Source organism: Herbaspirillum sp. C7C2, assembly GCF_022627865.1.
Taxonomy (GTDB): Bacteria; Pseudomonadota; Gammaproteobacteria; order Burkholderiales; family Burkholderiaceae_D; genus Herbaspirillum; species Herbaspirillum frisingense.
In genome coordinates this window covers 103189-117277 of record NZ_JABXGI010000014.1, presented here as the reverse complement: position 1 = coordinate 117277, position 14089 = coordinate 103189, and the positions used below count along the sequence as shown (strand labels likewise).

The 14089-nt window shown below is 63.0% G+C and carries 11 protein-coding genes; 7 read left to right on the top strand and 4 right to left on the bottom strand.

The genetic code is table 11. The features are described 5' to 3' along the window. Positions 1-143 precede the first annotated feature (143 nt). Together HWE04_RS17315 and fabI are read right to left on the bottom strand one after the other, a co-directional pair. Positions 144-1688 (bottom strand): DEAD/DEAH box helicase, encoded by a 1545-nt coding sequence (locus HWE04_RS17315; RefSeq protein ID WP_102664197.1) that lies wholly within the window; start codon positions 1686-1688, stop codon positions 144-146. A gap of 389 nt (positions 1689-2077) precedes the next feature. Further along, positions 2078-2860: an enoyl-ACP reductase FabI gene (fabI, locus tag HWE04_RS17310; RefSeq protein ID WP_006464348.1), complete on the bottom strand. Its 783-nt coding sequence runs from the start codon at positions 2858-2860 to the stop codon at positions 2078-2080. Positions 2861-3453: 593 nt separating this feature from the next. Here fabI and HWE04_RS17305 point away from each other — a divergent pair. From HWE04_RS17305 to HWE04_RS17290, 4 genes are read left to right on the top strand one after another with little or no spacing between them, the layout of a single operon-like run. Further along, positions 3454-5280 carry an extracellular solute-binding protein gene (locus HWE04_RS17305; RefSeq protein ID WP_241813199.1) on the top strand — a complete coding sequence of 609 codons (1827 nt, stop codon included), beginning with the start codon at positions 3454-3456 and terminating at the stop codon, positions 5278-5280. 58 nt (positions 5281-5338) lie between these two features. Further along, complete coding sequence (locus HWE04_RS17300; RefSeq protein ID WP_006464346.1) at positions 5339-6409, top strand: microcin C ABC transporter permease YejB; 1071 nt, start codon at positions 5339-5341, stop codon at positions 6407-6409. Beyond that, the gene (locus HWE04_RS17295) at positions 6406-7452 is read left to right on the top strand and encodes an ABC transporter permease (RefSeq protein WP_039875999.1); all 1047 of its coding nucleotides are present in this window, start codon (positions 6406-6408) and stop codon (positions 7450-7452) included. The genes HWE04_RS17300 and HWE04_RS17295 overlap by 4 nt, the downstream gene beginning before the upstream one ends. Further along, positions 7449-9038, top strand: coding sequence for an ABC transporter ATP-binding protein (locus tag HWE04_RS17290; protein WP_241813198.1), 1590 nt, complete (start codon positions 7449-7451; stop codon positions 9036-9038). The genes HWE04_RS17295 and HWE04_RS17290 overlap by 4 nt, the downstream gene beginning before the upstream one ends. A gap of 157 nt (positions 9039-9195) precedes the next feature. On the opposite strand, the gene HWE04_RS17285 is transcribed toward HWE04_RS17290, so the two are convergent. Next, positions 9196-10728, bottom strand: coding sequence for a transglycosylase SLT domain-containing protein (locus HWE04_RS17285; protein WP_241813197.1), 1533 nt, complete (start codon positions 10726-10728; stop codon positions 9196-9198). Positions 10729-11070: 342 nt separating this feature from the next. Beyond that, positions 11071-11865 carry a hydroxyacylglutathione hydrolase gene (gene gloB, locus HWE04_RS17280; RefSeq protein WP_241813196.1) on the bottom strand — a complete coding sequence of 265 codons (795 nt, stop codon included), beginning with the start codon at positions 11863-11865 and terminating at the stop codon, positions 11071-11073. Positions 11866-11927: 62 nt separating this feature from the next. Here gloB and HWE04_RS17275 point away from each other — a divergent pair, with 62 nt between their 5' ends. The 3 genes from HWE04_RS17275 (at position 11928) to dnaQ (ending at position 14027) form a co-directional block, all read left to right on the top strand. Further along, positions 11928-12722: a class I SAM-dependent methyltransferase gene (locus HWE04_RS17275; RefSeq protein WP_006464341.1), complete on the top strand. Its 795-nt coding sequence runs from the start codon at positions 11928-11930 to the stop codon at positions 12720-12722. Positions 12723-12798: 76 nt separating this feature from the next. Further along, entirely contained in the window at positions 12799-13233 is a 435-nt protein-coding gene (rnhA, locus tag HWE04_RS17270) for a ribonuclease HI (RefSeq protein WP_241813195.1), read from the top strand. Positions 13234-13292: 59 nt separating this feature from the next. Then, positions 13293-14027, top strand: coding sequence for a DNA polymerase III subunit epsilon (gene dnaQ, locus HWE04_RS17265; protein WP_234294288.1), 735 nt, complete (start codon positions 13293-13295; stop codon positions 14025-14027). Positions 14028-14089 lie beyond the last annotated feature (62 nt).

Sequence of the window (14089 nt, the reverse complement as noted above, 5' to 3'; positions counted from 1 at the left end):
TGCCTCCTGACGACTATCCAATAAGCCGTCAGGATACAAAACTCAGAAAATCAGTCCACGGAATTCTTCGAAGAACCAAGAAAAAGCCGCTTCCTCGGAAGCGGCTTTTCAACATCTCAAGACCGGTCAGCGATCAGTAGCGATCAACGATCACCGTAGGAGCGACGCGGGCCGTCGGCGCGGAAGCCGCCACCGTTGTTACCCTTGTAGCCACCGCCAGCACCGCCTTCGCGACGCGGACCACCGGCCGGCTTGGCGCCGCCGAAGCTGCGACCTTCGCGGTTGCCGCTGTAGCCGCCGCCTTCACGATTGCCACCGAAGCCACCTTCACGGTTGCCGCCTTCGCGATGACCACCGAAACCACCTTCGCGATGACCACCGCCTTCACGGTTGCCGGCGCCGTAGCGCGGGCCGTTGTTGCTGCGGCCGTCGCCCGGACGCCAGCCACCCGGCTTGCGCGGGCTGCGCGGTGCAGCCGATTTCTTCGGCTCGAAACCTTCCACCACATCGACCGGGATGGTCTGCTTGGTGAAGCGCTCGATGCGCTTGACCTGCATGCCTTCAGCGTGATTGACCAGCGAGATGGCCACGCCATTGCGGCCGGCACGACCGGTACGACCGATACGGTGCACGTAGTCTTCGGCGAACTTGGGCAGGTCGTAGTTGAACACGTGGGTGATGCCCGGCACGTCGATGCCGCGGGCGGCCACGTCGGTGGCCACCAGCATGCGCACCTGACCGCGGCGCAGGCTGTTCAGGGTGCGGTTACGGGCGCCCTGGTGCATGTCGCCATGCAGTGCGGCGGCAGCGAAACCGGCAATGTTCAGGCGATCGGCGATGGTGTCGGCGTCACGCTTGGTGGCGGTGAAGATCACGGCCTGGTCGATGCTGGTGTCGCGCAGCAGGTGATCCAGCAGGCGATTCTTGTGCGACAGGTCATCCACGAAGTGCACGCGCTGCATGATGTTTTCATGACGGGTCGACGAGCTGGCGATCTGGATGGTCAGCGGGTTGTTGGTGATGCGCTTGGCCATGTTGCCGACGACGCCGTCCAGCGTGGCCGAGAACAGCATGGTCTGGCGGGTGGTCGGGGTAGCGGCGACGATCTTTTCGATGTCGTCGATGAAACCCATGTCCAGCATACGGTCAGCTTCGTCCAGCACCAGGATCTGCAGCTGCGAGAAATCGATCTTGCCCGATTCCATGTGGTCGATCAGACGACCCGGGGTAGCCACCAGGATTTCAGGATTGCGCGACAGCAGTTGCATCTGCTTCGGGTAGGGCATGCCGCCCAGGATCGACACCACGCGCACACGGCGCATGTAGGAGCCGTACTTGTCGGTGGCGGTGGTCACTTGCAGGGCCAGTTCGCGGGTCGGGGTCAGCACCAGCATCTTCGGCTGTGCCGGCTGGTAACGCGGACGCTCGCCACGGGCACGGGTGGCCTGGCGTTCCTGGTTGGGCGTACGGGCGGCCTGCGGCGCCTGCGGCAGGTCTGCCAGCTGGTGCAGCGAGGGCAGCATGAAAGCGGCGGTCTTGCCCGAACCGGTTTGCGAGGACACCAGCAGATCCTGGCCGCTGATGGCGGCGGGGATGGCTTTTTCCTGGACCGGGGTCGGGGAGGTATAGCCTGCTTCGGTCAGGGCTTTGATGATCGAAGGGTTCAGGCCGAGTGCTTCAAAAGTCATAATCTCTTTCGTGAATGTGATACGCCAGGCACGAGACGGGCGCACGCAAGCGCGCCGGACATCGAGTGTCTGAACGAAAAAAAGCAACGCCAACCGACGAAATGACTATGAAAAATACAAAGAAATTTCGGCACAAAAGCTTTGCGCCGGGACGGCATCATCAAGGGATGCCAGGGGCGGGGGGCTTTTACGGGGAACTTGTCGTTATGACAGGTAAGGCTTGCGAAGCTGCTTGGGCGAATCTGGCTGGAAATCCTGGAGGCCAGGGTTCACGTCCGATTCGCCTGTGCATCGGTTATTGCAATGCACAAGGCGAATCATACAGTAAAACATCGAAATTAGCACCAAAGGTTTTCGATAACTGTCTTTTATTTGTGGATGAGGCTTGCTTATTCCGCCATTCCGCCAACTACGCGCGAAAAGCCGCCGTCCACGTAGGTGATTTCACCGGTAATGCCCGAGGCCAGATCGGAGAGCAGGAAGGCCGAGGCATTGCCGACGTCTTCGATGGTCACGTTGCGGCGCAGCGGGGCAGTGGCAGCCACGGCACCCAGGATCTTGCCGAAGCCCTTGATGCCGCTGGCGGCCAGGGTCTTGATCGGGCCGGCCGAGACGCCGTTGACGCGCACGCCCTTGGGGCCGAGCGATTCGGCCAGGTAGCGCACCGACGCCTCCAGCGAGGCCTTGGCCAGGCCCATGGTGTTGTAGTTGGGGACCACGCGCTCCGAACCCAGGTAGGTCAGGGTCAGCAGGGCGGCGTTGGGCGACAGCAGCGGCAGGGCGGCCTTGGCCATGGCCGGGAAGCTGTAGGCCGAGATGTCGTGGGCGATCTTGAAGCCTTCGCGCGAGAAGCCTTCCAGGAAGTCGCCGGCGATGGCGTCGGCCGGGGCGAAGCCGATGGCGTGTACCAGGCCATCCAGCTGGCTCCAGGACTTGCCCAGGTCGGCGAACAAGGCATTGATCTGCTCATCGCTGCCGACGTCGCAGTCGAAGACCAGCTTGCTGTCGAACTCTTCGGCGAACTTGGTGATGCGGTCCTTGAAGCGCTCACCGACGTAGGTGAAGGCCAGTTCGGCGCCCTCGCGCTTGCACGCCTGGGCGATGCCGTAGGCGATGGAACGGTTGGACAGCAAGCCGGTGATCAGAATTTTTTTGCCTTGCAGAAATGCCATGATGACTCCGTATGGTCCGCCGCGTCCTGCGTAGGGCCGCCTGGCAGGCGGACGCGCGGGGCGGCCGATGGTGATGGCGACGGTCGCATCGTGCGGCCACCGCGCTGGAACAGACCCGGATTGTAGGGGCTAGCGGCAGGCGCGGCAACCTTTGCGGCCCGTTCGCATTGCGCAGCCATGCTATGAACTTAGGGCCTGTTCACACTCAATCTGCGAGTGCGAGAGGTCGTCAAGCGTTGTCTGCCTAGGCGCAGCGACGCGCCGTAGTGGTGCTACGGCAAGGAGCTGCAACAACGGCAGGCGACGCTTGACGGCCTCTCCCGGAGGGTTGCGCCCAGAAGGCGCGCTGGCGGCGTTGCACGGCAAGGCTGGTGGCACCACCACCAGCCTTGCCGCGCGCCTTGCCACCACGCCTTCTGGGCGCAACGCATCTCGCAGATTGAGTGTGAACAGGCCCTTGCTGCTTTAATTGCTTCCCTGTAATCGTTCCTCTATTTACAATGCCCCGGAACAAAATCGTTTCCAGGCCGGTGGGCACGGGACTTGCCTGCCCCCAGACATCAACGCCCGCGACAGCGCAGACAGACAACCGCATGGTCAAGCCCCTGAAGACATCCCGGATTTTCCTTTCCTCCCTGCTGGCCGCTACGCTGGCTTACGCTGCTCCGGCCCACGCCGAGCATGCCTTTTCGCTGTACGACACGCCCAAGTATCCGGCCGGCTTCAGCCATTTCGACTACGTCAATGCCGATGCGCCACGTCGCGGCACGCTCTATCTGGCCAACCCCGACCGCCGCACCAGCTTCGACAAGTTCAATCCCTTGTCCTTGAAGGGCGTGGCCGCCGCCGGGCTGGACCAGCTGATGTTCGAGACCCTCGCCGTGTCTTCCGCCGATGAGGTCGCAACCGTCTATGGCTTGCTGGCCGACGACATGAAGCTGGCGCCGGACCGCATGTCCATGACCTTCCACTTGAATCCCAAGGCGCGCTTCAACAATGGCGACAAGGTCACGGCCGAGGATGTGAAGTATTCCTATGACACCATCCTGGCCAAGGGTGCGCCGCAATTCAAATCGGTCTTTGCCGATGTGAAGGATTGCGTAGTGGTCGATGCGGCGACGGTGCGCTTCGACTTCGCCAGCAGCAACCATGAACTGCCGCTGATCGTAGGCAGCGTGCCGGTGTTCTCCAGGAAGTGGGCGCAGGGCACCCCCTTCGACCAGATCCAGCTGACCCCGCCCATCAGCACCGGCCCCTACCTGATCGAGAGCTACGACACCGGCCGCAGCATCACCTACCGCCGCAATCCCGACTACTGGGGCAAGGAGGTGCCGGCCCGGCGCGGCATGTTCAACTTCGAGCGTATCGTCTACCGTTTCTACAAGGATGACCTGGCGCGGCTAGAGGCCTTCAAGGCCGGCGAGTTCGACGTGGTGGTGGAGTACAGCGCCAAGAACTGGGCGCGCAGCTATACCGGCCCACAGTTCCGCGACGGCCGCATCATCAAGAAGGAATTCAAGCATTCCAATGGTGCCGGCATGCAGGGTTTCGTGATGAACCTGCGGCGCGACCAGTTCAAGGATGTGCGCGTGCGCCAGGCCATCGGGCTGGCGCTGGACTATGAATGGATGAACCGCCAGCTGTTCTACGGCCAGTACACCCGCATCTACTCCTTCTTCAACAACAGTCAGCTCGCCGCCACCGGCGAGCCGCAGGGTGACGAGCTGGCCTTGCTGAAGTCGCTGCAGGCCAAGGGCCTGAAGATCGATCCGGCGGTGTTCGGCCCGGCACCCATCCCGCCCTCGACCAATCCACCCGCCTCGCTGCGTGCCAACCTGCGCCAGGCCCGAGAACTGCTGGCCCAGGCCGGCTGGGTCTATCGCGATGGCGCGGTACGCAATGCCCAGGGCGTGGCGCTGTCCTTCGAGATCCTGGATGACCAGAGCTCCATGTCGCGCGTCATCAGCGTGTTTGCGCGCAACCTGCGCACGCTGGGCATCGATGTGGTCCAGCGCAGCGCCGACTACGCGCTGGTGGCCAAGCGCATGGAAGACTTCGACTTCGACATGACCAGCATCCGCTTCCCCGACACCAGCAGCCCGGGCAATGAACTGTTCGACATGTTCGGTTCCAAGGCGGCCGATGAAAAGGGCTCCAACAATGCCTGGGGTCTGAAGGACCCGGTGGTGGACCAACTGGTGCAGGCGGTGGTGGCGGCCGATACCCGGGTCCGGCTGACTGCCGCGGCGCGGGCGCTGGACCGGGTGCTGCTGCACAAGTACATCGTGGTGCCGCACTGGTATTCGTCCACTCATCGCATCGCCTACCAGAACCGCTTCGGCATTCCGCAGGTGGCGCCGCTGTATTACCAGGCCGATCCCTATGTGATCAGCACCTGGTGGGAAGAGAAGGGGCGTTGAAGATGAAGCACGCAACGATGTCCGGCCAGGCCGGTCTTGAACGAGGATGCCTGCAGTCATGAATATCTGGTCCTACATTTTGAAGCGGGTGCTGTTGATGATCCCCACGCTCTTCGGCGTGGTCGCCATCACCTTTGCCGTGATCCAGTTCGTACCGGGTGGCCCGGTGGAACAGGCCATGCTGGAGATGAAAGGCCGTGGCGGCGGCGGTGAGGCCTCCGGCGGTGGCGCCGCCAGCGGTGCCTCGGCCTATCGCGGCCGGCAGGGCATCGACGAACAACGCATCGAGGAAATCAAGAAACTCTACGGTTTCGACAAGCCCCCGGTAGAGCGCTTCTGGAGCATGCTCAAGGGCTTCCTCACCTTCGACCTGGGCAAGAGCTTCTACCACCACGGCGATGTCTGGACCCTGGTCAAATCCAAGCTGCCGGTCTCCATCAGCATCGGCCTGTGGACCTTCTTCCTGAGTTACCTGATCTCGGTGCCGCTGGGTATCGCCAAGGCGGTGCGCGAGGGCAGCCGTTTCGATGTCGCCACTACCGGCCTGGTGCTGGTCGGCTATTCCATTCCCGGCTTCGTGCTGGGGGTGTTCCTGCTGGTGGTGTTCGCCGGCGGCAGTTTCGTGCAGTGGTTCCCGCTGCGGGGGCTGACCTCGGACAACTGGGCCAGCCTGTCGCTGGTGGGCAAGGTCACCGACTATCTCTGGCATATCACGCTGCCGGTGGCGGCCTCGGTGATCGGCGCCTTTGCGGTCATCACCATGCTGACCCGCAATACCTTCCTCGAAGAAATCCGCAAGCAGTACGTCCTGACCGCGCGCGCCAAGGGGCTGTCCGAGCGCAAGGTGCTCTACAAGCACGTCTTCCGCAATGCCCTGATCCCGCTGGTGACCGGTTTCCCCTCGGCTTTCATCGCTTCCTTCTTTGCCGGTAGCCTGTTGATCGAGACCCTGTTCTCGCTGGACGGCATGGGTCTGCTGGCCTATGAATCGGCGATCCGGCGCGACTATCCGGTGGTGATGGGTACGCTCTATCTCTTCACTCTCATCGGTCTTGTGGTGAAGTTGCTGGGTGATCTCTGCTATGTGTGGGCCGACCCGCGCGTTCAATTCGAAAGCCTGGCGAAATGAGCATGACCCCTTCCTTGGCCCCGTCCATCTCGCCCAGCCGCCGCATCTGGCTGCGCTTTTGCGCCGACCGTACCGGTTACTGGAGCCTGGTGCTGTTTTCCATCCTGTTCGTGCTGAGCCTGGGCGCGGAACTGATCTCCAACGACAAGCCGCTGGTGGCCAGCTACCAGGGCAAGCTGATGTTCCCGATGCTGCAGGATTATTCGGACAAGAGCTTCGGTGGCGATTTCGATTCGCCGGCCGACTATCTCGATCCCTTCATCGAGCAGCAATTCCACAAGGATGGCAACTGGGTCATCTACCCGCCCAATCGCTACAGCTACAACACGCTGAACTACTTCGCAAAGCAGCCCAACCCGGCCGAACCCTCCGGCGAGAACTGGCTGGGCACCGATGATCGCGGACGCGATGTGTTTGCCCGGCTGCTCTACGGCTTCCGGGTGTCGGTACTGTTCGGCATGGCGCTGACCTTCATCGGCGTGGTGCTGGGTGTGGCCGCAGGTGCCGTGCAGGGCTACTTCGCCGGGCGCACCGACCTGATCACCCAGCGCCTGCTGGAAATCTGGGGCTCCATGCCGGAGCTCTACCTGCTGATCATCTTTTCCTCGATCTTCCAGCCCAGCCTGGGGCTGCTGCTGGTGTTGCTGTCGCTGTTCGGCTGGATGAGCCTGTCGGATTACGTGCGCGCCGATTTCCTGCGCAACCGCAATCTCGAATACGTGCAGGCCGCCCGCGCCCTGGGCTTGCCGGACCGCCTGATCATCTGGCGTCACGTCCTGCCCAATAGCATGACCACGGTGGTGACCTTCCTGCCCTTCCGCATGAGCGCGGCCATCCTGGCACTGACCAGCCTGGACTTCCTCGGCCTGGGCGTGCCACCTTCCACACCCAGCCTGGGCGAGCTGCTGGCGCAGGGCAAGAACAATCTCGATGCGTGGTGGATCGCGCTGTCCACCTTCGTGGTGCTGACCGTGACCCTGCTGCTGCTGACCAATATCGGCAATGCCCTGCGCAATGCCCTGGATGTGCGGAGGAAGGCATGAGCGGCCCCCTGCTGGAAGTGAAGGACCTGACGGTGCGCTTCGGCGACGCCGTGGTGGTGGACCGCGTCAGTTTTTCCATTGCCCCTGGCGAGAAGTTCGCGCTGGTGGGGGAGTCGGGTTCCGGCAAGACCGTCTCCTCGCTGGCGGTGCTGCAACTGAACCAGGATGCGCGCTATGAAGGCAGCATCCTGCTCGACGGCCAGGACGTGCTGCAGAAGAGCGAGCGCCAGATGCAACAGGTGCGCGGCAACGATGTGGCGATGATCTTCCAGGAGCCGATGACGGCCCTGAACCCGCTCTTCACCATCGGCAACCAGATCGCCGAGGTGTTGATGCACCACGAAGCCATCGACGCCCGCGAGGCCGCCCGGCGCGCCGTAGCCTTGCTGGAAAAGACCGGTATCCCGGAGCCGGCGCGCCGGGCGCTGTCCTACCCGCACGAGCTCTCGGGCGGCCAGCGCCAGCGCGCCATGATCGCCATGGCCCTGGCCTGCAAGCCCAAGCTGCTCATTGCCGATGAACCGACCACGGCACTGGATGTGACCATCCAGGTGCAGATCCTGGCCCTGCTGAACCAGTTGCAGCGCGAGGAAAACATGGCCGTGCTGATCATTTCGCACGACTTGAACCTGGTGCGCCATTTCGCCGACCGCGTGGGCGTGATGGAGAAAGGCAAGCTGGTGGAAAGCGCCAGCGTGTCCGAACTGTTCGCCAACCCCCAGCAACCGTACACGCTCAAGCTGCTGCAAAGCCGGCCGCAGCGCAATGCCGCCGATGTCCCCGGGGACGCGCCGGTGGTGTTGCAGGCCGAGAAATTGCGCTGCACCTACCAGATCAAGCAGGGCTGGTTTGCCAAGCGCGCCTTCCATGCGGTCGACGGTATCGACCTGCAATTGCGGCGCGGTGAGACCATCGGCATCGTCGGGGAATCCGGCTCCGGCAAGTCCACGCTGGGGATGGCCCTGCTGCGGCTGTCGCCCGCCAGCGTGGCGGGCAGCATCCGCTTCGACGGCGTGCCCATCTCCGAGCGCAGCAGTCGCGACCTGCGGCCTTTGCGCGCGCGCATGCAGGTGGTGTTCCAGGACCCGTTCGCCTCGCTCTCGCCACGCCGTACCGTGGAGCAGATCGTCGGAGAAGGCCTGGCTCTGCACCATCCCGGCCAGAGCCTGGAACAGCAGCGCCAGGCGATCGTCGCCGCGCTGGAAGAGGTGGGCCTGACGGCGGCGGTGCTGGAACGTTATCCCCACGAATTCTCCGGCGGCCAGCGCCAGCGCATCGCCATTGCCCGCGCGCTGGTGCTGCAGCCGGAACTGCTGCTGCTGGATGAGCCGACCTCGGCGCTGGATGTAACCGTGCAGCAGCAGGTACTGCAACTATTGGCCGACCTGCAGCGCCGGCATGGCCTGGCCTACCTCTTCATCACCCATGATCTGGCGGTGGTGCAGGCCATGGCGCATCAGGTGATCGTGATGAAGGACGGCAAGGTGGTCGAGAGTGGTGATACTGCCGAGGTACTGCAACGACCGCAGCAGGAATACACGCGTCGCCTGGTGGCGGCCGCCACCTACGCCGAAGCGGCTGGCTGACGCGGCGACCACTCCCCAAAAAAGAAAACCCGAAGTCCGGATCAGCTCCGGGGCTTCGGGTTCATACGGGCTACCGTTGTTTTTCTTTTCTCGTGCTTGAGGCGCGTTTTTGTTATGGGCGGTCAAGCCGCCCGGGTCTCCTCCGGCATCCTCCGGATTATTGCTTGCGTGCGCCGTTGCCCGAGGCCAGGGTGAGCGGCTTGCCGGCCACCTTGCGGGCTGGCGCCGGCGCGGCCTTGCGTACCGGTGCCTTGGCGGCAGCGACCTGGCGGCGCACCGGTGCAGCACGATGATTGGCGGCGACCCGTGTGGGCGCGGCATGCGCGGTCACATTGGGGACGTGCAACTGCAGGCTCTGGCCGGCGGCCAGGGTGTCGCGCTTCAAGCCATTCCATTCCTTGATCTGTGCCACGCTCACACGATAGCGACCGGCGATGCCGGCCAGGGTGTCGCGCTTGCCGGCCTTGACGTAGATGCGGCGGGTTTCCGGCGCATCCGGAGCAATGGCCAGGCGGGCGTTGTCGGCGATTTCCGGGGTCAGGTCGGTATCGAGCGCAGCGGTTTCCTCGGTCTTGGGCACGAGGATGGTGGAGCCGGCCTTGAGAACCATGCGCGGCGGAATCTGGTTGACGCTGCGGATCACTTCAGGGGTCGTGCCGAACTTGCTGGCGATGGTCTCGATGCGCTCGCGGGCGCTGGAGACGGTGTGTGCGGTCCAGGTCGAGAAGGCCTGGGTCCACTTGGACATGTTGGCCTTGAACTTCTCGGCGTTGCTTTCCGGCAGAAGGATCTTGGTGTCTTCGCCGCCGATGATCACCGGGCGGTTGAACTGCGGATTGAGCGCCTTGAATTCGTCCAGCGACAGTTCGGCCAGTTGCGCTGCAACCTTGACGTCGATGTTGCGGGTCTTGCCGATGGTCACGAAGTAGGGCTGGTTATCGACCTTGGGCAGGGCGATGTCGAAGCTGGCCGGGTTGGCGATGATGTTCTTGACCGCCTGCAGCTTGGGCACGTAGTTGCGGGTCTCATTGGGCATCTGCGCCGACAGGGTGTTGAAGTCGATCGGCAGGCCGGCGGCCAGGTTGCGGTTCACGGCGCGCTGCACCGAGCCTTCGCCCCAGTTATAGGCGGCCAGTGCCAGTTGCCAGTCGCCAAACATGCCGTAGAGCTTCTGCAGGTAGGTCAGCGCCGCATCGGTCGAGGCCAGCACGTCGCGGCGCTCGTCGGTGAACATGTTCTGCTTGAGGTTGTAGTCGCGCCCGGTGGAGGGGATGAACTGCCACATGCCAGCCGCCTTGGCGGTGGACAGTGCCTCCGGATTGAAGGCCGATTCGATGAAGGGCAGCAGCGCCAGTTCGGTCGGCATGCCGCGCTTTTCCAGCTCCTGCACCACATGGAACAGATAGCGAGAAGCGCGCACCGTGGTGCGCTGGATGTAGTCGGGACGGGAGCTGTACCACTGGGTCTGGCTCTCCACCAGCGCATTGTCCAGATCAGGAATCCCGAAGCCCTTGCGAATGCGTGTCCAGATGTCGATGTCGTTCATCCCCGGCAGGGCATTGCCGGCCAGTTCGGGATTGATCGCATTGAAGGGAGCGGGGTAGATCGAGATATCGTTGGCGTAGGAGAGCAGCGGGGTGCCAGCGCAGAACAGGGCGGCAATGGCAAGTTGTTTCAAAGTACGCTGCATGTGGGCGATATCCTGTGCCAGAGGCAAAAGTTTGCGTGCGGCGCTTCCGTTGCAGAGCTGTGATTGAAGCTCGACACCTCCTGCCGGCGGGATCCGGATCAGTCCGATCACGGTCGCGTGCAGGTTGACGGTAATGCAAGGTCGGAAGCTGCGAGTTTCCCCGGCGTGGTGCAGGGAGGACACCGGTTCGTAAAAAATCGTAAAAACGCTGGTGCCCACATTGGGGAATTGGAGGAGTGTACGGAAGACCCTTTTTCGCAGTCAAGTAAAAATTGGTCCCTGTTACAAAGCCAAGTCCTTGATTTGCAGGGAATTGCGCCCTAATTTTCCCCCAACGTCGGTCTATCTGTAGGTATTTTTCCATTCGCGCAGCGCCGCAAAGCTGCTAACTTCGTCCAACTGCGTCAAACGGCCCGCCTTCTGCAAGGATTGCTGGATTTCCGGCGAGCTCGCCCGCAGGAAAGGATTGGTCTCGCGTTCCAGCCCGATGGTGCTGGGCACGGTAGGCAGACCTTGCTCACGACGGGCGCGCTCGCGCACGATGCGGGCCGCCAGCTCGGCATTGCCCGGTTCCACCTCGGCGGCGAACTTCAGGTTCGACAGGGTGTACTCGTGGGCGCAGTAGACCTGGGTGGCGGCGGGCAGGTCGGCCAGTTTCACGAGGGAATCCAGCATCTGCTGCGGACTGCCCTCGAACAGCCGGCCGCATCCCCCGGCAAAGAGCGTATCGCCACAGAAGAGCATCTGCTGCTGCGCGGTGTAGTAGGCGATGTGACCCAGGGTATGACCCGGCACCTCAATGACGTCCAGTTGCAAGCCCAGTGCGGCGATGTTGACCTGTTCGTTCCCGTGCAGCGGGACGGTGATCCCCTTGATGCGGGATTGTTCACGTGCCGGACCATAAACCGGAACGACAGGGAAGTCGTCACTCACCGCCTGCCTCGCCAGCTCGACCACGCCGCCGACATGGTCAGCATGGTGATGAGTCAGTAGAATAGCGGCCAACGTCAGGCCTTCGGCCTGCAATGCGGCCAGTACGGGCGTGGCATCGCCGGGATCGACCACGGCGGCGTAGCGCCCGTCGTGGATGATCCACAGGTAGTTGTCGTCGAACGCCGGTACGGCCAGGACGTCCAATGAAGTTTTCTGATCTGCTTGAGCTGGCTTGGCTGGCTGGGTCATGAGGCGCGAAAGAAGAGATGGCTGACAAGGCTGAACATGCCCACAATGCTGGCAATCCCGAAATTATAGACCTGGCCACCTGGTTGCAGACGCCCATCGGCAATTACCTGCGGCAGTGGGAGCAGCACCATCTCAATGCCTTGACGGCCGACATCTTCGGTTTCAACGCGGTGCAGATCGGCTCTCCGCAGATCCACGCCCTGCAGGCCAACCGCATGCCGTATCGCTGGCTGGCCGACAAGCACATGCCGGTGGAAGGTCAATCCGAGCTGGAAGTGCCGCAGGTCGTCACACCCGACTTCGGCGAACTGCCCTTCGCCAGCCAGAGCCTGGACCTGGTGGTGCTGCCGCACGTACTGGAGTTCGCCGCCGAGCCGCACCAGGTGTTGCGCGAGGTAGAGCGTGTGCTGATTCCGGAAGGGCAGGTCATCATCTGCGGCTTCAACCCCAGCAGCCTGTGGGGCATGCGCCAGGCAGCGGGGCGCCTGACCGGCGCGCACTTCCTGCCGCAGGACGGCGAATTCATCCGCCTGCCGCGCCTCAAGGACTGGCTCAAGCTGCTGAACATGGAAGTCAACCGCGGCCACTTCGGTTGCTACGCCCCGCCCTGCGAGACCAGCCAGTGGCTGGAGCGCTTCGGCTTCATGGAAAAGGCGGGCGACCGCTGGTGGCCCTACTTCGGTGCGGTCTATATCGTGCAGGCGATCAAGCGCGTCCCCGGCATGCGCCTGATCGGCCCGGCCCTGCAGCGGCAGAAGCTGAAGGCGCCGCGTGGCGTGCCGGTGACCAACCGCATCCACAAGACTGACTGACACCGACAAAACCGGCCGGTGCTGCGCGATCAGGTATCATCGCGGCCCGCCCACCCGAGCAAATAGATGGAAGAGCATGGACAAAGTAGAGATTTATTCCGATGGCGCCTGCAAGGGCAATCCTGGTCGTGGCGGCTGGGGCGCGTTGCTGGTGGCTGGTGGACAGGAGAAGGAAATCTTTGGTGGCGAGCCCAGCACCACCAATAACCGCATGGAGCTGATGGCGGTGATCCAGGCGCTCAATGCCTTGAAGCGCCCCTGCGAAGTCGTGGTGCATACCGACAGCCAGTACGTGCAGAAGGGTATCAGTGAATGGATCCACGGCTGGAAGGCACGCGGCTGGAAGACCGCCAGCAAGGAACCGGTCAAGAACGCCGACCTGTGGCAGGCGCTGGACGCCGCCCAGCAGCAGCACCAGGTGGAATGGCGCTGGGTACGCGGCCACAACGGCCACGCCGGCAATGAGCGCGCCGACCAGCTGGCCAACCGCGGTGTGGACAGCATCCGGTAGGCGACCCTCCTTCGATTTTCAGTACACTCGTATCAGCATCAACACCAGCAGGAGCAAGCATGCGTCAGATCATTCTCGATACCGAAACCACGGGCCTTTCGCCGCGCAACGGCAACCGCATCCTGGAAATCGGTTGCGTGGAAGTGCTCAACCGTCAGTTGTCGGGCAAGAACCTGCACTTCTACATCAACCCCGAGCGTGACTCCGAAGAAGGTGCGCTGGCCGTCCACGGCCTGACCACCGAATTCCTGGCCGACAAGCCGACCTTCAAGCAGATCGCCGCCGAGTTCCTAGACTACGTGCGCGGTGCCCAGATCATCATCCACAACGCTCCCTTCGACGTCGGCTTCCTGGATGCCGAACTGGCCCTGCTGGGCTTGCCGCCCTTCAAGGAGCACATCGCCGACGTGGTGGACTCGCTGCAGATGGCCAAGGAGCTGCACCCTGGTCGTCGTAATTCGCTCGATGCGCTGTGTGACCGTTATGGCATTTCCAACGCTCACCGCGTTCTGCACGGCGCCTTGCTGGATGCGGAACTGCTGGCCGAGGTCTATCTCTCCATGACGCGAGGCCAGAACTCGCTGACCATGGACCTGGGCACCGAGGAAGAAGTCAGCGCCGGTGACGGCAAGCTGGAACTGGCCCCGCTGTCCGAGGTGATCGTGCTGGCCGCCAGCGAAGACGAACTGAGCCTGCACGAAGATGTGCTCAACCAGCTGGACAAGGAAGCCCGCGGCAGTTGCGTCTGGCGCTTCGAACCGCCGCCACCCGAGGCCGCCGCCGAAGCAGCCTGAACAGGCGAATCTGGCCAAAGAATGTGGCCGGACTGCCCGCAGGATTTTGCATGGCGATAAAA

Bases quoted from the DNA above. Each gene is read 5' to 3' on its own strand.
- HWE04_RS17290 (WP_241813198.1), top strand. From the start codon at position 7,449: ATGAGCGGCCCCCTGCTGGAAGTGAAGGACCTGACGGTGCGCTTCGGC.
- HWE04_RS17315 (WP_102664197.1), bottom strand. From the start codon at position 1,688: ATGACTTTTGAAGCACTCGGCCTGAACCCTTCGATCATCAAAGCCCTG.
- HWE04_RS17285 (WP_241813197.1), bottom strand. From the start codon at position 10,728: ATGCAGCGTACTTTGAAACAACTTGCCATTGCCGCCCTGTTCTGCGCT.
- HWE04_RS17305 (WP_241813199.1), top strand. From the start codon at position 3,454: ATGGTCAAGCCCCTGAAGACATCCCGGATTTTCCTTTCCTCCCTGCTG.
- rnhA (WP_241813195.1), top strand. From the start codon at position 12,799: ATGGACAAAGTAGAGATTTATTCCGATGGCGCCTGCAAGGGCAATCCT.
- dnaQ (WP_234294288.1), top strand. From the start codon at position 13,293: ATGCGTCAGATCATTCTCGATACCGAAACCACGGGCCTTTCGCCGCGC.
- fabI (WP_006464348.1), bottom strand. From the start codon at position 2,860: ATGGCATTTCTGCAAGGCAAAAAAATTCTGATCACCGGCTTGCTGTCC.
- HWE04_RS17300 (WP_006464346.1), top strand. From the start codon at position 5,339: ATGAATATCTGGTCCTACATTTTGAAGCGGGTGCTGTTGATGATCCCC.
- HWE04_RS17295 (WP_039875999.1), top strand. From the start codon at position 6,406: ATGAGCATGACCCCTTCCTTGGCCCCGTCCATCTCGCCCAGCCGCCGC.
- HWE04_RS17275 (WP_006464341.1), top strand. From the start codon at position 11,928: ATGGCTGACAAGGCTGAACATGCCCACAATGCTGGCAATCCCGAAATT.